Source organism: Clostridium sp. AM27-28, assembly GCF_003480955.1.
Lineage (GTDB): Bacteria > Bacillota > Clostridia > Lachnospirales > Lachnospiraceae > Otoolea > Otoolea fessa.
In genome coordinates this window covers 123,823-144,362 of sequence record NZ_QUJT01000011.1, presented here as the reverse complement: position 1 = coordinate 144,362, position 20,540 = coordinate 123,823, and the positions used below count along the sequence as shown (strand labels likewise).

At 48.2% G+C, this 20,540-nt stretch carries 21 protein-coding genes and 2 pseudogenes; 3 read left to right on the top strand and 20 right to left on the bottom strand.

What is annotated here, in order from left to right; translation table 11 throughout:
• Nucleotides 1–137: 137 nt before the first annotated feature.
• From DW720_RS12640 to DW720_RS12615, 6 genes and pseudogenes are all read right to left on the bottom strand, one after another.
• Entirely contained in the window at nucleotides 138–374 is a 237-nt protein-coding gene (locus DW720_RS12640; protein WP_055060928.1) for a hypothetical protein, read from the bottom strand.
• Nucleotides 375–425: 51 nt separating this feature from the next.
• Nucleotides 426–668 (bottom strand): annotated as a pseudogene (locus tag DW720_RS12635) (GNAT family N-acetyltransferase); the annotation flags it as partial.
• A gap of 62 nt (nucleotides 669–730) precedes the next feature.
• Nucleotides 731–1,225: an HD domain-containing protein gene (locus tag DW720_RS12630; protein ID WP_008981870.1), complete on the bottom strand. Its 495-nt coding sequence runs from the start codon at nucleotides 1,223–1,225 to the stop codon at nucleotides 731–733.
• A 37-nt stretch (nucleotides 1,226–1,262) separates the two neighbouring features.
• Nucleotides 1,263–1,952, bottom strand: coding sequence for a class I SAM-dependent methyltransferase (locus DW720_RS12625; protein ID WP_117495051.1), 690 nt, complete (start codon nucleotides 1,950–1,952; stop codon nucleotides 1,263–1,265).
• A gap of 142 nt (nucleotides 1,953–2,094) precedes the next feature.
• On the bottom strand, nucleotides 2,095–2,418 hold the full coding sequence (locus DW720_RS12620) for a hypothetical protein (protein WP_004613237.1): 324 nt from the start codon (nucleotides 2,416–2,418) through the stop codon (nucleotides 2,095–2,097).
• A 96-nt stretch (nucleotides 2,419–2,514) separates the two neighbouring features.
• A complete protein-coding gene (locus DW720_RS12615; protein WP_008373705.1) occupies nucleotides 2,515–2,847 on the bottom strand; it encodes a helix-turn-helix domain-containing protein in 333 nt (110 codons plus the stop codon).
• 142 nt (nucleotides 2,848–2,989) lie between these two features.
• Between DW720_RS12615 and DW720_RS12610 the strand changes: the two genes are divergently transcribed.
• Nucleotides 2,990–3,343 (top strand): cupin domain-containing protein, encoded by a 354-nt coding sequence (locus DW720_RS12610; RefSeq protein WP_004614173.1) that lies wholly within the window; start codon nucleotides 2,990–2,992, stop codon nucleotides 3,341–3,343.
• 112 nt (nucleotides 3,344–3,455) lie between these two features.
• Here DW720_RS12610 and DW720_RS16025 read toward each other — a convergent pair.
• From DW720_RS16025 to DW720_RS12540, 14 genes and pseudogenes are all read right to left on the bottom strand, one after another.
• Nucleotides 3,456–3,662: pseudogene (locus tag DW720_RS16025) on the bottom strand (VOC family protein); the annotation flags it as partial.
• Between the two features lie 206 nt (nucleotides 3,663–3,868).
• Complete coding sequence (locus DW720_RS12600) at nucleotides 3,869–4,312, bottom strand: GNAT family N-acetyltransferase (protein ID WP_118749720.1); 444 nt, start codon at nucleotides 4,310–4,312, stop codon at nucleotides 3,869–3,871.
• A 29-nt stretch (nucleotides 4,313–4,341) separates the two neighbouring features.
• Entirely contained in the window at nucleotides 4,342–5,172 is an 831-nt protein-coding gene (locus tag DW720_RS12595) for a 4Fe-4S dicluster domain-containing protein (protein WP_118522526.1), read from the bottom strand.
• Nucleotides 5,173–5,376: 204 nt separating this feature from the next.
• Nucleotides 5,377–6,015 carry a DUF5714 domain-containing protein gene (locus DW720_RS12590; protein WP_347560723.1) on the bottom strand — a complete coding sequence of 213 codons (639 nt, stop codon included), beginning with the start codon at nucleotides 6,013–6,015 and terminating at the stop codon, nucleotides 5,377–5,379.
• An 82-nt stretch (nucleotides 6,016–6,097) separates the two neighbouring features.
• Entirely contained in the window at nucleotides 6,098–6,952 is an 855-nt protein-coding gene (larE, locus tag DW720_RS12585; RefSeq protein ID WP_207663378.1) for an ATP-dependent sacrificial sulfur transferase LarE, read from the bottom strand.
• A 67-nt stretch (nucleotides 6,953–7,019) separates the two neighbouring features.
• Entirely contained in the window at nucleotides 7,020–8,384 is a 1,365-nt protein-coding gene (gene larC, locus DW720_RS12580; RefSeq protein ID WP_118749719.1) for a nickel pincer cofactor biosynthesis protein LarC, read from the bottom strand.
• A 79-nt stretch (nucleotides 8,385–8,463) separates the two neighbouring features.
• Nucleotides 8,464–9,237, bottom strand: coding sequence for a nickel pincer cofactor biosynthesis protein LarB (gene larB, locus DW720_RS12575; protein WP_022358794.1), 774 nt, complete (start codon nucleotides 9,235–9,237; stop codon nucleotides 8,464–8,466).
• Between the two features lie 134 nt (nucleotides 9,238–9,371).
• Nucleotides 9,372–10,001: an ATP-binding cassette domain-containing protein gene (locus tag DW720_RS12570; protein WP_118749718.1), complete on the bottom strand. Its 630-nt coding sequence runs from the start codon at nucleotides 9,999–10,001 to the stop codon at nucleotides 9,372–9,374.
• 1 nt (nucleotide 10,002) lies between these two features.
• Nucleotides 10,003–10,782 carry an ABC transporter ATP-binding protein gene (locus DW720_RS12565; RefSeq protein WP_118749723.1) on the bottom strand — a complete coding sequence of 260 codons (780 nt, stop codon included), beginning with the start codon at nucleotides 10,780–10,782 and terminating at the stop codon, nucleotides 10,003–10,005.
• Nucleotides 10,783–10,932: 150 nt separating this feature from the next.
• Nucleotides 10,933–11,742 carry an ABC transporter permease gene (locus tag DW720_RS12560; protein ID WP_118749717.1) on the bottom strand — a complete coding sequence of 270 codons (810 nt, stop codon included), beginning with the start codon at nucleotides 11,740–11,742 and terminating at the stop codon, nucleotides 10,933–10,935.
• Nucleotides 11,739–12,725 carry an ABC transporter permease gene (locus tag DW720_RS12555; RefSeq protein WP_333493393.1) on the bottom strand — a complete coding sequence of 329 codons (987 nt, stop codon included), beginning with the start codon at nucleotides 12,723–12,725 and terminating at the stop codon, nucleotides 11,739–11,741. The genes DW720_RS12560 and DW720_RS12555 overlap by 4 nt, the downstream gene beginning before the upstream one ends.
• Nucleotides 12,718–14,412, bottom strand: coding sequence for an ABC transporter substrate-binding protein (locus DW720_RS12550; RefSeq protein ID WP_118749716.1), 1,695 nt, complete (start codon nucleotides 14,410–14,412; stop codon nucleotides 12,718–12,720). Before DW720_RS12550 ends, DW720_RS12555 begins: the two co-directional genes overlap by 8 nt.
• A 392-nt stretch (nucleotides 14,413–14,804) precedes the next feature.
• Complete coding sequence (locus DW720_RS12545; protein WP_118749715.1) at nucleotides 14,805–15,755, bottom strand: HD domain-containing protein; 951 nt, start codon at nucleotides 15,753–15,755, stop codon at nucleotides 14,805–14,807.
• A 23-nt stretch (nucleotides 15,756–15,778) separates the two neighbouring features.
• Entirely contained in the window at nucleotides 15,779–17,098 is a 1,320-nt protein-coding gene (locus DW720_RS12540; RefSeq protein ID WP_118743191.1) for a S1C family serine protease, read from the bottom strand.
• 234 nt (nucleotides 17,099–17,332) lie between these two features.
• On the opposite strand from DW720_RS12540, the gene DW720_RS12535 reads away from it, so the two are divergent.
• Together DW720_RS12535 and DW720_RS12530 are read left to right on the top strand one after the other, a co-directional pair.
• The gene (locus DW720_RS12535) at nucleotides 17,333–19,738 is read left to right on the top strand and encodes an endonuclease MutS2 (protein ID WP_118522497.1); all 2,406 of its coding nucleotides are present in this window, start codon (nucleotides 17,333–17,335) and stop codon (nucleotides 19,736–19,738) included.
• Nucleotides 19,739–19,803: 65 nt separating this feature from the next.
• A complete protein-coding gene (locus DW720_RS12530; protein WP_107001860.1) occupies nucleotides 19,804–20,517 on the top strand; it encodes a response regulator transcription factor in 714 nt (237 codons plus the stop codon).
• Nucleotides 20,518–20,540: the final 23 nt, after the last annotated feature.

Sequence of the window (20,540 nt, the reverse complement as noted above, 5' to 3'; positions counted from 1 at the left end):
ATCCATGCCCCCAATTCCTCAACTGCTTTTCGTAAGCATGGGTCATTTCCTTCGTTTGCCCCAAGATAAACTGTTATATTCATTAAAAATTTTCTCCTACAACTTCCGATTTTCTCAATTCTCCAAACTTGGAGTTGTCAGCATCCTTCTTTTTTATCTTTTATATCGTCTTTTAACGATTTGATTTCTTCCAGAATGAGTTCAGTACAAACGACTATAATACCTGAAAGAAGAATAATTCCACCATAAATCGGATAAATAAAGGATTCTCGGACTCCACCGCCAATGATGCCAGACAAGAGCTGCCACACACCGCTGAACGGCCAAACAACTAAAGCAAATACCACAATCATCATAATAATAGCTTTTTTCATTGTACTTTGCCTCCTTAAATTGCGATTTCTCAGTTTCAAAAACTGGAATTTCTATTTGTGTTGCCATGTCATTACATAATCTTTTTCTCCGGTAGCCTCATCTAAGCCACTATGCTGAATCTCAAATCCTTCTCTCTTATAAAAAGATATTGCCCGTGCATTCTTTTGGTATACGTTCAAGTACAACTTACTCCTTTTGTCCTTTGCATAATTCAGCAGAATTTTACCTATAGCCTGCGATTGCATTTCACCAGAAACAAAAATGCCCTCAACATATTCATCATTTAACCCTAGGGTTAAACTTAACTACTATTTTTTCTTTGCGATATAAAATACATAACTGTAATAATCTACTACTAATCTAAAATAAAGCGATTATAAGCTATCCTTTTTCCTGTGTTTGTTTTAAAGTTTTCATCTATACACTTTTTTATCTTTTCCTGTTCTTTTTCTTTATCCATAACCGTTAAATTTTCAAGCAAATCAGCTTCCCATTGTATTTGAAAATCAAGTCCATCAATTTTAGATGGAGTATGATGGTTGCCTATTATAAAGCATATTCTATCAATATTTTTGTTATAGCCTACCTTTTTTAATATTTCTTTCGCTACTTCTGGTCCTTCCTTTTCTTGATAGACACCATCAATAGAACCGTATTTTTTTTGTGCTTCAACCGCACCAATATCATGTAGTATAGCAATAATACTGATGAATTCTTTTTCTTCCTCTCCGATATTTTCTCCTTTCATTATATCTTCTGCATTTTTCAAAACTTTGAGAGTATGCTCTATGCCAAAAGGAATTTCTTTGAATACTTCTTTCATCTCTATAATAATTTTTTCTTTAAACATAAATTACCTCCATTTATACCTTATAGGTGTTTTAGTTCTATCTATCCACTTTTTTGTTCGCCGATACAATCAGCATCATGGGACGGCGCATTTCATCCTGCATCCCCGGAATATCCATCATGTATTCCGGCGGCTGCGGCTCCACAATATGATTTATTATAAAACCATTTGAAAGCAGTGTATTTAGATATGTGGTCAGTGTTCTATGATATTTTGTAACCTTTTCTCCCAAAAAGACAGCTGTCCGTTTGCCCTCATAATAATAATTATCCACCGGAAAATGCAGTATTTCTCCTTTTTCGTTATAATGCCAGTCTTGTGTTCCATAGGCAGTAAAAACAGGATGTTCAACCGTAAAAACTAGCTTACCACCAGACTTCAGTATTCTATATATCTTTTTTACTAAAATCTCATAATCTGCTACATAGTGAAACGCAAGTGAACTTAATATTACATCAAAACTCTCCTCTGGGAATTCCACATCTTCTATAGCACAGCATTTATATTCAACCTGTGGAAAATGTGTTTTTTCTTTGGCTACCTCGAGCATTTTATGAGAAATATCAACACCCACAACAGAAGACGCTCCGTGTTCCATCGCATAAATACAGTGCCATCCATAACCGCATCCTAAATCAAGCACACGCTTATCTTTAAAATCCGGCAGCAGCTTTCTCAATGTTTCCCATTCTCCTGCACCGGCTAGTCCCTGCTGTGAGCGACTCATTTGACTGTATTTTTGAAAAAATATATTATCATCATATTTGTTTTCTTTTCCATATTCTACATAATTCAACCTCTTTCACCTCGCTGTAAACTTCCGATTTTTCGTTCTCTGCGACTTCCCAATAAACGGGAATTTGACTTGCCTATTTTCTTAAAATCTCATGTGGAGCTTCTATTTCATTTGCCAAGGTATGCTCTGTTAATTCTGACATCAATTTCAATTTTTTATTAATCAATGGTCGCATACAATTAGGAACATGTTCCTGATGCGCTCTGTGGATTGCTACACATTCCTTACAGTTTCCGTGATAACGACAGGCTTTCAGGCAAGGACAGTGATCTTTGTCTTTATACTCCTTACGAAATTCCGCTGCAAATTCTTCTTGCAGTCTCAGTCCCTCGACACGGTTTCCCTTATGAAATTCTACCATTGCATCCAGTTCTTTCTGGTTCCCTTCAATCTTCATGTTATTATAGCGCCTCCATTTCAACTATTCCTCATTTTCTGATAAATTCCTGTTATACAAACTGGAATTGTTCGATCTTTTCAAATACTAACGTCCTTAATTCTGTTCAATAATTGATTTATAGTAGTTACCAAAGTCAGCAAGTGAATTAACAATTGGAAGCATTTTTGTTCCGAGTTCAGTTAAGCCGTATTCAACTCTCGGTGGCTGCTCATGGTAATCGTGGCGATATGCCAGCCCATCACTCATCATTTGTCTTAAACTATCTGTCAAAACCTTTTGTGAAATACCATCTATACTTCGTTGTAGCTCATTGAATCTCCATGGACGCTCTTTCAAGTTACGCAAAATCAGCAGTTTCCATTTTCCTCCGATAAGAGATACTGCTGTTGCAACTGGGCATTCCGGTAATTCTTCTTTTGCTCGCATAATTCTCACCTCCGAGTCTATTGTAACACATTCATTTTTGAGTGTACAGTTACAAAAAGGTGCGTACTTGTTTTTGTATGTGTCTCACACTATACTAATACCAAGCAACCAGAAACTACAAATTAACTATGGAGGTATTATTATGGCAAATTACACAAAAACAACTATTGGAAAGGAAAACCGAATTGAGCTACATGAAAAGTTGTCTTTAACAGGTGCAGAAATCAGTTTAAACGAACTACCTGCAGGAGCAAATGTCCCATTTGTTCATTCTCATAAAGAAAATGAAGAAATCTATGGAATTCTTTCAGGTAACGGCAAAGCCATAATTGATGGAGAAGAAATTAGCCTTTCAACTGGAGACTGGCTAAAAATCGCACCTGCTGCAAAGCGTCAGTTTTTTGCATCCGATATTTCCGGAATTACTTATATCTGCATTCAGGTAAAAGAAAATTCTCTGGAACATTTTACAGCAGAAGATGCCGTAATCGGCTAATTAAAAGTATTTATTTACAGAAATGCACAGTTCCCGATATGCTAAGAACTGTGCATTCCTTTTTTCTTCAATTTTACGATTTCTCAATTTTTCGAACTTGAAATTGTCGGGTTCAAACTGTAACCTCAATTTGATTCCCTTCAATTGCAACAATACAGCTTTCGTAATAGCCATCTCCTGTTGTCCGGGGACCGCTGATTACTTCATAACCAGCAGTTTTCAACTCTACGGTCAAGGCATCAACCTTTTCTTTACTTCCTACACTAAATGCGATATGTGCATATCCCGTGCGAGCAAGTTCTTTAGGTAAATCAGGCATTTTGCAAGATGGTAATTTTTTAGTGTATAAAGGTGGTTTTTTGAGCTTTTTTCCAATTTTACAAGAATGTATAAAGGTGGTTTTTAAGAAGTTATCCACATTTTAAAAAAGTGTACAAAGGTGGTCTTCGCAGTGTATAAAGGTGGTTTTTTCATTATCCACTCTCCAATTCCTCAGGCACAAACATACATTCGAAAAGCTTGAAGTTATATATGTCTTTGCAAATATACCATATCTATTAGTTGTACACCGCTCTCATAAATTGGGTGGTCATAATTGTCAGTAAAGAAATTGGGAATCTTGTGAGAACGAACAAACCCACATTTTTCATAAAATGGTATCGTCAATGGACTGTCACCTGTTCCAACTTGCAAAACAGAATATTCATCTGCATATTTACTGGCAAGAAAATCAATTAGTGCTTTGCCATAGCCCTTTCCCTGATTTTCCGGATCGACTGCGATATTCTTGATTTCAAGTATTTCGTTACCTTCATCGGTGACAACACATTCAGCTTTTACATCATTGTCTTCAAGCACATACATAGTTCCTTTTTCAAGATAGCGATCAACCATGCTCTCCTGTTCATCAGCTAATAACAATAATGATATAAACTGCTTTTTATTCTCATTCACTTCTCGGATTTTCATATATATTACTCCGTCAAATTGGAATTTGATTAAAGTGCCTTCTTAGGGCAATTCTTCACGCACTCCATACATAATATGCATTCTGTGTCATTCTTTCGTTTTCTTGAATTATTTGTAACTTCAACATCCATAGGGCAAAGCCTTTCGCATTTTCCACAGTTAATACATTTTGTTTTATCGCAACAGATACGAAACAGAGAATAATAGCTTATTGGCTTTAAGAAAACAGTTATTGGACAAATATATTTACAGAATGCTCTATTATCCTTAAATGTAAAAGCCAATGTAATTCCAACTAAATAATAAACAATATTCCCTATCAAAAATGCCCAAAACATTATTCGTTCAATGTTATCCACTTTACACAAGAAAAGTACGGAAACAAAGATCAATGATACAGCAAACGCGATATACCTTATCCACCCAATTTTTCGTCTTTCATGACTTTGAGGAGTTTTATATGGTAAAAAATCAAGTATCATTGCAGTCCAACAAGCAAATCCACACCAGCCTCTTCCAAATATCAGTGGACCGAATATCTTTGCTACTGCATAATGAATTGTTGCGGCCTCGAAAACTCCAGTAAATAAGTAATACCAGAATCCCTCTATCTGCATATTTTCATTATCAATAAGTCCAAGGTAAACCAGCATATATGTACCAACAAGTAACTGGACAATTCTTCTTGCATATGGTTGATTGTTAGCCATCAACACTAGACCTAATGCTATTGACGTACCAATATAACTAAAATTCAATAAATAAAAAATATTATCTTTTGATAGCCATAACACAACAGCTACAATTTCAAAAATAATCCACATTATTAAAGCGATTATTTTAACCTTTGAATTCTTCATTCTATTTTCTATACCCCAACGCAAATTCCGATTTTTCCACGTAAAAAAGGATGTGCCTTTTTGTGTAATAGGGAATTCCAGGAAATTTCCTATTACACGAGAAATTGCTCTCTCATCACAGTTCACACATTATGCAAACTGCAATCCCATCTCGCACAATCTAATTATATCGCAACTTTATTATCTCCGTTTATCCATTTATAGTCAAATACTATCATCAAATCGCCAAAATGGACAGCGCTTGCCAATACACTGATTGTTCTGAGCACAATGCGTACACTGGACTTCTGTGCATTCCATTTCGATTCCAAAATGCGTTTTTACAAAATCAACCGCCGCCAGAATCGCCAGATAAGAATCTCTTTTACAACACCTCGGACCGCCGGTGCGCGAAATCGCTTCCAGTGCTTTTGATGTCATCTGATTCGAAAGTCCCCAAGATTCCTCCGTCAGTGGCGTCGCCCCAGACAAGATAGATACAAACATACCTGCGCTGATTCCCGCTCCGCAGGCACCCCAGAATCCGCAGGTTCCTCCTGGAACGGCTTTCCCACGGTTCAGCATTTCCATCACAGATTCCCGCAGATTAATAGCACCTCCCGCATTTTTATATGCAGTAAGCAGCGCCGCTCCCACCATGACATGATGCTCCGGTCCATGCATATGGCAAAACGGTGCATCCATCATCTTCCGGACAATCTCGATCGGATTTCTGGATGTTTCGTCTATACACAGGGAAAGAATGGTGTCCAGTCCCTTCGTATGACAATCATTACAAACATAATGCCCGTTCTGGCATCTGGTCTTGCTCAATTCTTTTTTATGACATAATTCACACTCCATCCATTCATCCTGTTTCAGATAAATAAGAGGTGCTTTACAGACTATACATTCTTCTTGCATGGGATTTCCATCTCCTTTACATTCATTTCCCGACCAGCGCGTTGAGTTTCTCCACTATATCCATACTTCCCGACCGGAAACCTTCCAGATCGAGTGTAATGTACAGAAATCCCATTTCTTTTAATGTCCTGCAGATCGTCTCCCGCTCGGCAATCGCTTTTTCAAATTTATCCGCATCCACCTCGATCCGGACAATATCGCCATGCAGGCGCAGGCGCACATTTCCGCCAAACACGCTTCGAAGATAATCTTCGCCTTTCTCAATCCGCTTCAAAACTTCCATGTCAAAGGAAGTTCCATATGGAAGGCGGGTCGCCATACATGGCATGGACGGACGGGATGCAACGGAAATTCCTAAGTCAGCCGCAAATGCCTTGACATCCTTTTTCTCCAGTCCGCACTGTGCAAGTGGACTGACGACACCCAGCTCACGGAGTGCCTGGATACCCGGGCGGTACACATGCAGGTCGCTCTCATTGGTTCCGTCCATCACGCACGGAATCCCCTCTTCTTTTGCAAAATCCAGAAGTGTCGCGAACAGGTGGTGTTTGCAGATATAACAGCGGTTGACCGGATTCGTTCGGATGGCTTCCAGCTCCATCTCATTGACCTGGATAATTTTATGGATCGCGCCCAGCTCCTTTGCCACCCGCTCCGCGATCTCCAGATCACAGGCTGGGTGCAGCATGGTGTGAAATGTCACGGCATAAACCGGCATTCCCGTCTTCTTCGCCGTATCACACGCCAGCTTGAGAATCAGGCTGCTGTCCACACCGCCCGAAAAGGCGACACAGACCGGTGCCTTCGCTTTTTCTGCCATGAACTGTTTTAAAGCTTCTCTTTTTTCTGTCTCTGATATCATTGGTTTATTTTCCATGGTTCTTGATTCTCCTCTTAATTATCTAACGAGAATGCACTGTGCCGTTTTTCAATCTCAAAAGTGCTTACTGTAAACTAATACTTCCGTCTTCCATTACTCCGTGGAATACTTCCATGAAGCGCTTCCCTGTCTCCCGGCAGATCGCGCGCACGCTCTCATACTCCGGATAGCACGTATCCACGCCGCCGCGCTTGCAGATTTTTACCTTTGCTGCCCCGTAACGGGTCTGGATCTCCTTTACTTCCCGTGGCAGTATCGTCCTCTCTACTGGATAGCGGCGCACACCGATCGTGGTCGTACAGGAGAAGACAAGCTGTTCTAATTCTTCCCGTTTTTCTGCCGTTGTCAGTACATGAAGCACATACGCCGGACGGTTTTTCTTCATATATGCCGGTGTGTACCACACATCTCTGGCGCCCGCTTCCAGAAGCACCTCCATCGCATATCCCAGCGCCTCGCCGGTGCAGTCGTCCAGGTTTGCCTCCATGACCCACATGGAGCTCTCGTCGTGACCGTCTTTTCCAGTTTCTACTTCCACCGTTTTATCCGTCAGAAGCATCGCCCGCAGGATATTCGCGTGCGCGAAATCCTTATTTCCGGCGCCGATACCGATCTTTTCGATCTGGTACTTCTTCGGAAGCGCCGCTTCTGTCCGGAATGCCGCCGCGATCGCCGCGCCGGTCGGCGTTACCATCTCTCCTTCGACATCCCGAAGCGTCAGTTCCAAGCCCTGTGCCGCTGCGATATTTGCCGTCGCCGGAACCGGAACCGGCATTAAACCGTGCTGGCAGCGTGCGAATCCATGACCTTCGGAAAGCGGCGATATCACCACGCGGTGGATTCCCAGATCCTCCAGGCAGAATGCCGCACTGATAACATCCACAATCGAGTCAATTGCACCGACTTCATGGAAATGAACCTCGCTGACCGGGATTCCGTGTGCTTTCGACTCTGCCCCCGCCACAATCTCAAACATCCGGCGCGCCAGATTTTTAACGCGGTCAGATGCATCCAGACGATCGATGATCTCGAAAATGTCATGAATGTTGCGGTGGACGTGAGGATGCATATGATCGTGGGTGTGAGCGTGATCATGGCTGTGCTCATGGTCGTGGGTGTGAGCGTGATCATGGCTGTGCTCATGGTCGTGAGTGTGTTCATGATCGTGATGATGCTCATGGTCGTGCTCATCATGGCTATGTTCGTGGTCGTGATGATGCTCTTCTTCCTCTAAATGTACATCGAAATCATACGCATCGATTCCACATTTCTTCGTCCGCCCAAAATGCAGATGATACCCGGATACGCCCAGACTGTCCAGTGCCCGTACCAGTTTTTCCCGGCTTGCTCCAAGATCCAACAGTGCGCCAACCGTCATATCTCCACTGATTCCAGACGCACAATCCAGATATAAGATTTTCTCATCCATTTTTACTTCTCCCTCTACTTTTCTCATTTTATTGATACATTTCCGTTTTTCGCTTTTATGCAATTATCACAAACCACTATCACTCTGCCGTCTTCTTCGGCTCCCGAACCGCCAGGCGGTTAATCTGCGCCGCCAGATATGCTGCGCCGTAGCCGTTATCTATATTTACAACCGAAATGCCGTTCGCACAGGAATTAATCATCGTGATCAATGCCGACAGTCCATGAAAACTTGCACCATAGCCGACCGAGGTCGGAACCGCAATGACCGGATTTTCCACCAGCCCGGCGACAACTGTGCCAAGCGCGCCTTCCATTCCCGCCACCGCAATCACGCAGTTTGCCCGCGCAATCGCCTCGCGTTTGGATAAAAGGCGATGGATGCCCGCCACCCCTATATCATAGTAGCGCTCCACGCGGCAGCCGAAAAATTCTGCCGTTTTGGCAGCTTCCTCCGCAACCGGGATATCCGCGGTTCCGCCTGTGCAGACTGCCACCAGCCCTTCCAGCTTCCGCGGTGTCTCCGATGATTTTCTCGCCTGCAAAATTTTTGAAACCGGATCGTATTCTATCTCCGGGATGCGCGCCCGCACTAGATTCCACTGCTCCGGCGTCGCCCGCGTTCCGAGTACTTCCCCATTTTCCCGGTACAGCGTCTCGAAAATATCCGCCAGATAGGCATCCGGCTTTCCTTGGCAGAACACCGTCTCTGGGAATCCCGAACGCAATTTCCGGTGCAGATCCAGCTTCGCATACCCTAAATCTTCGTAAGGAAGATTCTTGAACGCGTTCTCCGCTTCCTCAATACTCGTATCCCCCCGTTTTACCTCTTCCAACAGCTTCCGAACATCCATTTTTCCTCCTCCTTACCAAATCCCGAATTATTAATCTCTTACTATCGCCCATCTTCTTGTCCTTTGGACAAGAAGCATCCCTCGCTCTTATGAGCTCGGTCAATCCCGATTTTCTCTGTCAATATGTAAACTGACTAAACTGCTGCCATCTTTTCCTGCAATGCCTTTAAATCAATCCGCCGCGTGCAAATCCGCTTCAAAAGAGATTCCGAATGGCTCACAATCACCATTCCCAGCTCCCGCTCCTTTGCCTCATGCAAAAGCGCCTGCCAGATCTGGCTCTGGGTCACTGCGTCAAACATCGCGGTGATCTCATCCGCCAGCAGATACCGCGGATTTGCCGCCAGCGCTCTGGCAATACAGAACCGCTGCAGTTCGCCGCCGGAAAGCTCCGATGGAAACCGATCCAGCCATTCTTCCCGGATGCCAAGCCGTCCCCGACTCTCCTCATTCACCTGACCGCCCTCACTGAGAACCCGGCGCATCCGCCAGCGTGGGTTGAGCGCCTGCTCCGGGTGCTGCCAGATTAACTGCACCGGCATACAGCCCCGGATATTCTCAATCGGTATGCTGTCAATCTCTACCGTTCCCGCCTCCGGTCTCTCATATCCCGCCAGCAGGCGGCACAGCGTCGTTTTTCCATATCCGCTCGGCGCCACCAGACCCACGCGCTCTCCTGGCTCAATTTTCAGGGAAATACGCGTCAGCACGTGGCGCCCTCCATTTTCATACGAAAAAGATAGGTTTTCTGCCTTTAGTGACATCTCATTCTCCTCCAAAAAATTCATGTTCCGGCAGTGCCCGGTAGAGCGCCTGCGTGTATGGCTCTTTCAGATTCCGTCCCTCCCGGAAGTTCTCCGGCTTTACTTCCTCCAGAATCGTCCCGTCATAAAACACCAGAATCCGGTCCGCCATCTCAATCGCCAGTTCCAGATCATGAGTAATCAGAAGCACCGCTGCCCCGTCCTGTGCCATCTCTTTTAAATGACGGATCACATGGCGCGCGGTCATCATCTCCAGCCCCGGTGTCGGTTCATCCGCCACAATCAGCCTCGGCTCCTGCATCAGTGCCGCTGCCATCAGGACGCGCCGCGCCATGCCGCCCGACAGCTCAAATGGATAACATTTTTCCACTGATTCATCCAGCCCGTACCGCTTCAAAAGCTGGCGGCATTTTGCCCGCGTCGCTTCATCTTTTCTGCCGCCACAGATCTGATCCCCGACCCGCATCAACGGATCGAGGTAGGAAACCCCCTGCGGAATCAGGGAAATCCCATTGCCCCGCAGCCCGGCAAGCCGCGTCTCATCCAGAACCTCTCCCTGATAGAAAATTTTTCCTTCCATCCGGCAGTTGTACGGCAAGATTCCCAGAATCGCGTGCGCCAGCAGGCTTTTTCCCGAACCACTCGCCCCGACCACCGCCGTCAGCTCCCCACTGAAAAGTTTGCAGGAAAGATCGCGGAGCGGATGGAGTTCGCGCCGTCTAAGCCCACGCGCGTACTGCGTAAAATATAAGTTTAGATTTTGAATTTTCAATATCGGCATTTCCATGGAATCACGATTTTCACGCAATCTCCGTTCTTTGAGAACGTCTGTCTGTTCCAAATCTGATAGCCGCATCGTTTTTGATTGTTTTTGTCTTAATCGCATCATTTTATCAAAATATATGTTTTTCTGCCTCATTCCCAGCATCCTCTACTCATGCGCGCTCCCCGGATCCATCAGCCGCCCCAGGCTCTGCCCGATCGCCTGAAATCCCAGCGTTACCAGCACCAGTGCCGCGCCCGGAAAGAGCGCCAGCCACCATTTTCCGGTAATCAGGTACGACATACTCTCGGATAAAATAACACCGATCGCTGGTTGCTCGGAGGAAAGACCGAAGCCCAGAAAGGTCACGCCCGCCTCATGAAGAATCGCATGGGGAAAGAGAAGAATTAACCCGGTCACAAATTGCCGCGATACCTGCGGGACGATGTGGTTCCAGGCAATCCACCAGGGCTTTTTCCCCAGTTTTTCGGAGATCTGCACATACGGACTTTCCCGGATCTGTAAGATTTCCGCCCGCAAAAGCCTCGCCAGCGACGCCCAGTGCGTCAGGGCAATCCCGGCTGCTACACCCCGGAATCCCTTTCCCAGACTGTAGGAAATCAGGATCAGGAGAAGCATGTGCGGGATTCCCATTACCAGATTAATCAGCCCGCATACCAATGAATCCATCAGTCCCCCGCCAAGCGACGCCAGCAATGCAAGCGCCAATGCCACCGCGGCGCTGATCGCCGCGGTCAGAAGCCCCAGCCGGATGCTTAAAGAAAGCCCTGCAACCGTCCGTTTCAGCATATTCCGCCCCATCCAGTCGGTTCCAAACAGCCCGCCGGTTCCCGGAAGCAGGTTTTTTCTCGCAAAATCGACCTGCTGTGCGGCATCCTCCCAGACGATTCCAAGCACTGTCACCAGAATCAGGAAAAGGAGGGAAATTCCCAGCAGCCAGAGTGTTTTCTTTCTCATGCCCTGCCTCCTTTCCTAAGTCTCGGATCGACCAGCCGGTACAGCCCATCCGCCGCTGCATTTCCTGCAAATACAAGCACGGCACTGATGAGTGTAATTCCCATCAGAAGCGGGATATCGCTTCCCAGCCCCGCCGTGACCGCCGCCTGTCCGAGTCCCGGATAGGAAAAGACCTGTTCCACCAGCACCGAACCGCCGAAAATCTCGCTGATCGAGCCAAATTGGAGCGTAATTACCGGGAGAAGCAGGTTGCGGAGTCCATGCCGAAAAATCAGCCGCCAGCCGCTCTCGCCCCGCGCCCGCGCATAGAGTACGTAATCACTTTCCAGAATCTCAATCACTTTTTCGCGCGTGTGCATCGCAATCGAAGAAATCCCTGTCAGTCCCAGCGTACACGCCGGCAGAAATGCGTGATACAGGCGATCCGCCAGGCTGACCTCGTCCGCCGCCATTCCCACCGGGACACTGAACCCGATTGGGAAGACGGGAAGCTGCACTGTAAAGAGAAGCAGCAGCACCAGCGCCAGCCAGAAGGACGGCGTTCCCGCGATCACGATGCAATAGCCCGTAATCAGGCGATCCGCCCACTTGCCCCGTTTTGCCGCCGCTGCAATTCCTAAAAATATCCCCACGATTCCCGAAAACAGCCACGCAGACAGAAGGAGCCACACTGACGCAGACGCCTTTTCCGCGATCACCTCCAGCACCGGTCTGCGGTACAGAAGGGAAATGCCAAAATCACCATGACAGATGCCCGAAATCCAGTTAAAGAAGCGCTTCCAGACCGGCACACCAACGCCCCAGTACGCCTGCAGCTTCTCGATCTGCTCCGGCGCCATCGAGCCGAGCGCCGTCTGCCCGACATTCGTCTGCAGCGGATCGACCGGAGACATCGACACCAGCAGAAACGATACCAGACTGACTGCCAAAAGCAGCAGAATCAGGTGCAGCAGACTGCGCCCAAACCATTTCATCCTACTCATAGTACCACCGATCGACATTGTTGACGATGGACCAGCCGTGACCGTGCGGATGCACCTTCTGCTCTGCGACATGAAGCCCGTCTCTCACCCAGTACAGATGATCGACATTCACCAGCCAGATCCACGGAAGATCACCCTCGGCTGAAACGCCCGTCTCGCCGTCCCACTGCGCCTTTTTCCACAATTCATACGAACTTTCCAGATCCGGTGCTGCCAGGGCCTCATCCATATAAGCGTCCACGGTCTCATTCGCATACGGCGAATATTCTGCCAGCCCCGTATCTGCCTTTGTATGGTAAATATTATAAAATTCCATCGGCGTGTGCGCGCCCCAGCCCCAGAGAAGCGGCTGCGACTGTGCCTCGTCATACGCAGTATCCCAGCCGGTGCCGCGGATCGATGTGTCAATTCCAATCTCTTTTAACTGCTGCGCCGTATCGGCTGCCAGCGCCTGACGCACCGAATCCCCGGTCGGATAGAGAAATTCCAGAATGGCTTTCACTCCACCCTTTTCGCGGATGCCGTCGGCATTTTTCTTCCATCCCGCCGCATCCAGCATCTCTTCCGCCTTCTCCACATCATAGGAAATTTTCTCCATTTCATCGTTGTACCACGGCATCTTGTCACAGACACTATATGCCGGGCTGCCGTAACCATTTAACACATGATCGATCATTTCCTGCCGGTCAATCGCCAGGTTGATCGCCCGGCGCACCTGCACATCCGCGGTAAAATCATTGCCGATTTTTACGCCATCCCCCCGTACCGTCTCCGGCACTGCCGGGAGGTTAAATCCACGGTTGTCCACCGTCTCACAATCCAAAAGACTGAATTCTGGAACCGACTGGTCTGCATAGGACGCCGCCGTGTACGCCACATCCACCTGCCCGGCGCGCACCGCCGCAAATGCCGCATCCTCTTCCATAAAGAGAATCGTGACCTGCCGCATCTTCGGCGCATCCCCATAATAATCCGGGTTGGCTTCCAGAATCACCTGCTGCCCCTTGTCCCACTGTTTCAGGATATATCGCCCGGAACCGATCGGATGTGTGCCGTAATCCGTTCCATATGCATGCTCCGGCACAATTCCCGTCACCGCCATCGTGTATGACCAGATAGCAAACGGGCGTTCCATCTCAAACACAACCGTCACATCATCGATCGCCTCCGCCTGTTTCAGCATTGAAAAATCGTTGACGGAACTCGTCTTTTTCAATGTGTTATAAGTGAATGCCACATCCTCCGCGGTCAGCGCCTCGCCATCCGTGAATTTCGCATCGTCGCGGATCGTCACCGTCCATGTCATTCCATCCTCGGAGGTCTCCACATCTGTCGCCAGATCATACCCGATACTCAAATCTGCTTCTGTCACCGTCAGGGTGCTCTGGATCAGCGGTTCATGCATATGCTCGCCCGCGCCCCAGCCATATGCCGGATCAAAGCCCGCCTCCGGCTCTGAAGTCGGCGGCATCGCGATAATAACGCTTATTTGGGTATTTTCCGCTGCATTTTCGCCGTTTTCAACATTTTCCGTCTGTTCTGCGCCGGAACCGCCTTTCTGCGCCTGATTTCCAGCGTTTCCGCATCCGGAAAGCATGACTGCCGCCGCTAAGGCAGTGACGCCAAGTGCCCTGGCTTCTCCGAACACCTTTCCAATGATTTTGCCTGTATTTTCTCGTTTTTTCATATTTTCTGTTGTACCCCTATATTTTTCCTTATGAAACAAAAGGATATCAGAAAAGTGCGGTCCCTGCTGAACCGCTGTACCTTCCTGGTATCCTTCTCCATTTTTCTTATTTATCTCAGTTAAAAAAGAATGTGCCTTGGCACATTCTCGTGCCGAGCGCGGTCGCTTGCGACATGTTTCTTCTTCGCGCGAGTGCGCATCCCGCGGAGCGTTTTTTGTTTCATAGGACGCAATTCCCTATGAAACGAGAAGACTCCCACCTCTTTAGGTGGTGAGTCCTGATTCCTATTTTTTCGTTCCCCCGCTTCTGCAAGGCAGCATCTGCTTGTGCAGCGCTGTTTTCTTTTTCTTATATACATTTAGACTCATTTTAGATGTCTGTTATCTTATTATTATTCCGTCGGCGTCGTCTTTCTCACATTCGTCTCCAGGAAACGGTTATATCCGAGCCAGCCCGGATTCTCCCCGCCGCTCTTTAAGACTTCCAGCATCGTCTCCATCTTCGCATCGGTATTGTCCGCGAAATTCAATGCCAGCGCCTCCAGAAGCGCCGGTTTCTTTGGGGAACCGTACTCTAATTCGCCGTGGTGCGCAAGGATGCAGTGCTTTAACTCCGCCGCTGTCTTTGCCGGGAATCCCGGAATCTCCTTAATACGGTCTGCAACCATCATCGTGCCGATCACGATATGACCTAAGAGCTGACCGTCGTCCGTATAATCATTTTCCGGAAATGCGGATAATTCCTGCACTTTTCCGATGTCGTGGAACAGCGCCGCCGTCAGAAGCAGATCGCGGTTCAGCGCCGGATATGACTTCGTGTAGAAATCACAGAGTTTCATAACACTTAACGTATGTTCCAAAAGTCCGCCCACAAAACCATGATGCACACTCTTCGCCGCCGAATGGAAGCAGAATTTCTTCACAAATGCCTTATCTTCCAGGAAATAGCTGGATGCCAGCTTTTTCAGGTACGGATTCTGGAAAGACTGCACCAGAGCCGTCAGCTCCTGATACATTATCTTGATATCCCTTGAGCTGACCGGAAGGTAATCGCTTTCCTGATACTCGCCCTCGTCCGCCTTGCGTATGCGCTTGATATTTAACTGGTTGGAACCCTGGAAAACCGTCACATCGCCGTCCACATAGACGTACTGCAGCGGCTCAAAATCATTGATGCCCGGGGAACTTAAATCCCAGATTTTGCAGTCTACCGTGCCTGTTTTATCCTGAAGCAGCACGGAAGCGTACTCTTTTCCGTTTTTCGTCACCGCGTGCTGTTTCGTCTTACATAAATATACGTCCGAGACTCTCATTCCTTCCCGGAACTGTTCAATATATCTCATTCTGCCTATATCCTCCTGAATTTCTATCTGGCGCGCAGAGATACCAAAAATGGAATTTCCGTGTATCCGTCGCGCCCTTTCCGCATCACATTTACCGATACAGACACGCCGCTCGCGGAATTTTCAATCTGCGCCTGGAGATCTTTGAAACTTCCGATCTCCTTTGTGCCAAATTTCACAATAATATCGCCGGGCTGGATGCCAGCGTCATATGCCGGGCTGCCGGAGACTGCCTCCGTCACGTAAACGCCCGCCGGAATGCCGCTCCCCTGCATCGCACGGCTCACATCCTGTCCCAGGATGCCCAGATATGCCGCCGAAGCGCCATTCGTCAGCCGCTCCAGAATCGGCTTGTAGCTGGAAATGGTGTACGCCGCCGTCCGATCCGTACAGCTCTCGCTGCGGCAGGACTCCGATGTCCAGCCGACCATCTCTCCGGCTGTATTGATCAAAAAGGTACCCGTCTGCGAATTGCTGCTGATATCCGCATACAGGATCCGCGTCAGTCCATCTGTAATCTGCACATTGCGCGCCACGTAGGATACCGTTCCAAACGAAAGCGAATGCACCTGTCCGGACGGACCGCCGATACCTACGAGGACATCGCCTGCCTTGACCGTATATGAATTGGCAAGTGAAAGCACCTGCACCTTTTTCCGCTCTTCTTCCGGCAGATTGCCGGACGGCACCGCCACAACTGCCATTCCGAGCACTTCGTCAATCTGGCGCACTGTACCAGCGATCTTCGTTCCATCCGAAAATCTCACATTGATCGAATCTGCCGCCCGCACCGCATCGGCGTAAGTAAAGATCAGAAATTCTCCATCACTCTCCGCGATGACTGCACCTGCATAATCACCCGTATTTTCCACCGGATTTCCAAATATATCCGTATCCTGTTTGCCGGAGCTGACCGTCACGATCGACTTATCACCCAGTTCCCCGATTCCACGCAGCACCGACGTCATCGAATTGAAATTGTCTACGGAAAACTGATAGCTGGAAAGCGCCTCGCTGACCGCCTCATCAATCTCCTGCTCCATTTGTTCCGGCTGCGCTGTCATATCCGCATCTGCACCGTCCGACGGCGAAACAGAGTCCGGATCGTCCTTGGAAAACTCGACTGAGGATGTCTCCTGCATCCCATTTCCCTGAAAACACCGATCCGCAAACGGCTTTACCGCCGCAAACGAAACCGCCGCGACTCCTCCAAATGCGGCTGACGCGCATACAAAGAGAGCCACCCGCTTCGCAATCTGTTTTCTGGTCAGCGGCGGCTTCACTATCGTTTCTCTCATGAATTCCCGTTTTTCCTTTTTTTCAAGTTCTTCTGAATCCGGCATTTCACTTTCCCCTTTGCATAACATATCCTAATTATACTTTCCTTCTTAAGGTTATGCAAGAAAAAAGTGCGAATGCTTGGCTAGACGGCGGGGAATGTGATATAATGTGAACACTTGACGAGGTCTTTTCGAGTCTAGTGAGAACTTATACCTGACCACTTAATGAGGTCTTTCACGAATTTAGTGGTCACGGTATCATGTGAACACCATTTAAATTAAGAGGATTACCACAACATGAATGAAAAAGCATTAAAAACTCTCGAATATACAAAGATCATCGACCAGCTCACGGAGTACGCCTCCACGGAGATGGGAAAACAGATGTGCCGGGAACTGCAGCCGTCCTGTGATCTGGGGACGATCCGGCAGAGCCAGACGGAGACGACCGATGCCCTGACGCGCGTCCGCATGAAGGGAAGTCTCTCCTTCGGCGGCGTGAAGGATGTGCGTGGTTCCATGAAACGTCTGGAAATCGGAAGTTCCCTGGGGATCCCGGAGCTTCTCTCTGTCAGCTCCCTGCTGACAGTCGCTGCCCGCGCGCAGAGCTACGGACGCCATGAGAAATCCGAAGAATTTCCAGATGATTCCCTTGATGAGCGCTTCCGCGCCCTGGATCCGCTGACGCCGGTCAACAATGAGATCAAGCGCTGCCTGCCATCCGAGGATGAGGTCAGCGATGACGCAAGTCCGGGACTTGCCAAAGTGCGCCGCTCCATGAAGATCGTGGGCGGACGCGTCCATACCCAGTTAAATTCTATTTTAAATTCCAGCCGGACCTATTTACAGGATGCCGTCATCACAATGCGCGACGGGCGCTATTGCCTGCCGGTCAAGGCTGAGTATAAATCCCAGGTCCCAGGCATGGTGCACGACCAGTCCTCGACCGGTTCGACTGTATTTATCGAGCCGCTCGCGATCGTCAAGCTGAACAACGAACTGCGCGAGCTGGAAATCCAGGAAAAACGGGAAATTGAGTTCGTTCTGGCAGCTCTTTCCAGCCAGCTTATGCCTTACACCGACGCGATCCTCTCGGATCTTTCGATTCTGGCAGAGCTCGATTTCATTTTCGCAAAGGCAGCTCTTTCCCGCCACTATAACTGCGTGGAACCGAAATTTAACAACAAACGGTATATCAATATCAAGGACGGACGCCATCCGCTCTTAAATCCGAAACAGGTCGTTCCGATCAACATCTGGGTTGGCGATTCGTTTGACCTTCTGATTGTGACGGGTCCAAACACGGGTGGTAAAACCGTTTCTTTAAAAACCGTCGGACTCTTTACCCTGATGGGGCAGTCAGGACTCCATATCCCGGCATTTGAAGGATCCGAGCTGGCTGTTTTTGACAATGTATTTGCCGACATTGGCGATGAGCAGAGCATCGAGCAGAATCTGAGTACATTCTCCGCCCATATGACGAATATCGTTTCGATTTTAAATGAGGCGGACGCCAATTCGCTCTGTCTCTTCGATGAGCTCTGTTCCGGTACCGACCCGACCGAGGGCGCGGCGCTGGCGATTGCGGTTTTAAATTTCCTGCACAACATGACCTGCCGGACGATCGCAACCACGCATTACAGCGAATTAAAAGTCTTTGCGCTGACCGCGCCAGGCGTTGAAAATGCCTGCTGCGAGTTCAACGTCGAGACTCTCCGCCCGACCTACCGCCTGCTCATCGGTATTCCAGGAAAAAGTAATGCATTTGCCATTTCCCGCAAGCTGGGGCTGCCGGATTATATCATCGACGAGGCGAAAAACCAGATGGAGCAGAAGGACGAATCCTTCGAGGATCTGCTTGCCAATCTGGAAAACAGCCGCGTGACCATTGAAAAAGAGCGCGAAGAGATCGCCTCCTATAAACAGGAGATTGAAACGCTGAAGAACCGCCTCCAGCAGAAGGAAGAACGTTTCTCCGAGCAGAAGGAAAAAATGCTTTCCAAAGCCCGCGAGGAAGCTCAGAAGATCCTTCAGGATGCGAAGGACACCGCCGATCAGACGATCCGCAACATCAACAAGCTTGCCAAGTCTTCCGGCGTCAATAAAGAACTGGAAGCCGAGCGGACCAAGCTGCGCGGCAAGATCCAGGATGTAGACAAGAAACTGGCAGTTAAGAAAACCGCCGCACCGAAAAAAGCCGTTTCCGCGAAAAAGCTGCGTCTCGGCGATACCGTGCGCGTTCTCTCGATGAATTTAAAGGGAACCGTCAGCTCCCTGCCGAACGCCAAGGGCGATCTGTATGTACAGATGGGAATTCTGCGCTCCCTCGTCAATATCCGCGATCTGGAAATGGTCGAGGAAGCATCCATCACCGGACCGGGACTTTCCGGCACACATACGGGTGGTTCCCGCGGATCCGGAAGCGGAAGCAGCAAGATCAAGATGTCCAAGTCCTTCAGCGTATCGCCGGAGGTCAACCTGATTGGCATGACCGTCGATGAGGCGATCCCGGTACTCGACAAATACCTGGATGATGCCTACCTGGCGCATCTTCCGCAGGTCCGCGTCGTACATGGTCGTGGAACCGGCGCTTTAAAAGCGGGCGTACACCGCCACTTGAAGAAATTAAGCTATGTCAAGGAATACCGGCTTGGCGAGTTTGGCGAAGGCGATACAGGCGTTACAATCGTGACATTTAAATAAGAAATATCCATAACTGTGAAGGTACTGAACAGTTACAAATATCCAAAAAAACAGGAGGAATCAACATGGCTGAAAAGCAGCGCATTCTCATCGTAGATGACGACTACAACATTGCTGAACTAATCTCACTTTACCTGACGAAAGAATGTTTTGAAACGAAAATTGTCGGAGACGGGGAAGAAGCTCTCCGGGTATTTCCCGAATTTCAGCCCAACCTGATTCTTCTTGATCTGATGCTTCCGGGCATCGACGGCTATCAGGTCTGCCGGGAACTGCGAAGTACCTCCCAGGTGCCAATCATCATGCTCTCCGCCAAGGGCGAAATCTTTGATAAGGTGCTGGGGCTGGAGCTGGGCGCCGATGACTACATGATCAAACCATTCGATTCGAAAGAGCTGGTTGCCAGAGTCAAAGCCGTTCTGCGGCGCTACCAGCTGCCGGTGCAGATGCCTGCATCGTCCGTGACCGAACAGCATGGCAATTTTGTCGAATATCCGGATCTCATCGTCAACCTGACGAACTACTCCGTCATTTACAACGGACACTCGATCGAGCTGCCGCCGAAGGAACTGGAACTGCTCTATTTCCTCGCGTCCTCACCAAACCAGGTATTCACAAGGGAGCAGCTTCTCGACCATATCTGGGGATATGAATACATCGGCGACACGCGGACGGTAGATGTCCATATCAAGCGGCTCCGTGAAAAAATCAAGGGCAACGACAAGTGGGCGCTGACGACCGTCTGGGGGATTGGATATAAATTTGAGGTAAAACGGTAACTGTTAGTAAAGGAACTGAACTG

What these genes read in the sequence shown, in the direction of transcription:
- DW720_RS12640 (WP_055060928.1), bottom strand. Translation starts at nt 374, where the DNA reads ATGAAAAAAGCTATTATTATGATGATTGTGGTATTTGCTTTAGTTGTT.
- DW720_RS12630 (WP_008981870.1), bottom strand. Translation starts at nt 1,225, where the DNA reads ATGTTTAAAGAAAAAATTATTATAGAGATGAAAGAAGTATTCAAAGAA.
- DW720_RS12625 (WP_117495051.1), bottom strand. Translation starts at nt 1,952, where the DNA reads ATGAGTCGCTCACAGCAGGGACTAGCCGGTGCAGGAGAATGGGAAACA.
- DW720_RS12620 (WP_004613237.1), bottom strand. Translation starts at nt 2,418, where the DNA reads ATGAAGATTGAAGGGAACCAGAAAGAACTGGATGCAATGGTAGAATTT.
- DW720_RS12615 (WP_008373705.1), bottom strand. Translation starts at nt 2,847, where the DNA reads ATGCGAGCAAAAGAAGAATTACCGGAATGCCCAGTTGCAACAGCAGTA.
- DW720_RS12610 (WP_004614173.1), top strand. Translation starts at nt 2,990, where the DNA reads ATGGCAAATTACACAAAAACAACTATTGGAAAGGAAAACCGAATTGAG.
- DW720_RS12600 (WP_118749720.1), bottom strand. Translation starts at nt 4,312, where the DNA reads ATGAAAATCCGAGAAGTGAATGAGAATAAAAAGCAGTTTATATCATTA.
- DW720_RS12595 (WP_118522526.1), bottom strand. Translation starts at nt 5,172, where the DNA reads ATGAAGAATTCAAAGGTTAAAATAATCGCTTTAATAATGTGGATTATT.
- DW720_RS12590 (WP_347560723.1), bottom strand. Translation starts at nt 6,015, where the DNA reads ATGGAGTGTGAATTATGTCATAAAAAAGAATTGAGCAAGACCAGATGC.
- larE (WP_207663378.1), bottom strand. Translation starts at nt 6,952, where the DNA reads ATGGAAAATAAACCAATGATATCAGAGACAGAAAAAAGAGAAGCTTTA.
- larC (WP_118749719.1), bottom strand. Translation starts at nt 8,384, where the DNA reads ATGGATGAGAAAATCTTATATCTGGATTGTGCGTCTGGAATCAGTGGA.
- larB (WP_022358794.1), bottom strand. Translation starts at nt 9,237, where the DNA reads ATGGATGTTCGGAAGCTGTTGGAAGAGGTAAAACGGGGGGATACGAGT.
- DW720_RS12570 (WP_118749718.1), bottom strand. Translation starts at nt 10,001, where the DNA reads ATGTCACTAAAGGCAGAAAACCTATCTTTTTCGTATGAAAATGGAGGG.
- DW720_RS12565 (WP_118749723.1), bottom strand. Translation starts at nt 10,782, where the DNA reads ATGCCGATATTGAAAATTCAAAATCTAAACTTATATTTTACGCAGTAC.
- DW720_RS12560 (WP_118749717.1), bottom strand. Translation starts at nt 11,742, where the DNA reads ATGAGAAAGAAAACACTCTGGCTGCTGGGAATTTCCCTCCTTTTCCTG.
- DW720_RS12555 (WP_333493393.1), bottom strand. Translation starts at nt 12,725, where the DNA reads ATGAGTAGGATGAAATGGTTTGGGCGCAGTCTGCTGCACCTGATTCTG.
- DW720_RS12550 (WP_118749716.1), bottom strand. Translation starts at nt 14,412, where the DNA reads ATGAAAAAACGAGAAAATACAGGCAAAATCATTGGAAAGGTGTTCGGA.
- DW720_RS12545 (WP_118749715.1), bottom strand. Translation starts at nt 15,755, where the DNA reads ATGAGATATATTGAACAGTTCCGGGAAGGAATGAGAGTCTCGGACGTA.
- DW720_RS12540 (WP_118743191.1), bottom strand. Translation starts at nt 17,098, where the DNA reads ATGCCGGATTCAGAAGAACTTGAAAAAAAGGAAAAACGGGAATTCATG.
- DW720_RS12535 (WP_118522497.1), top strand. Translation starts at nt 17,333, where the DNA reads ATGAATGAAAAAGCATTAAAAACTCTCGAATATACAAAGATCATCGAC.
- DW720_RS12530 (WP_107001860.1), top strand. Translation starts at nt 19,804, where the DNA reads ATGGCTGAAAAGCAGCGCATTCTCATCGTAGATGACGACTACAACATT.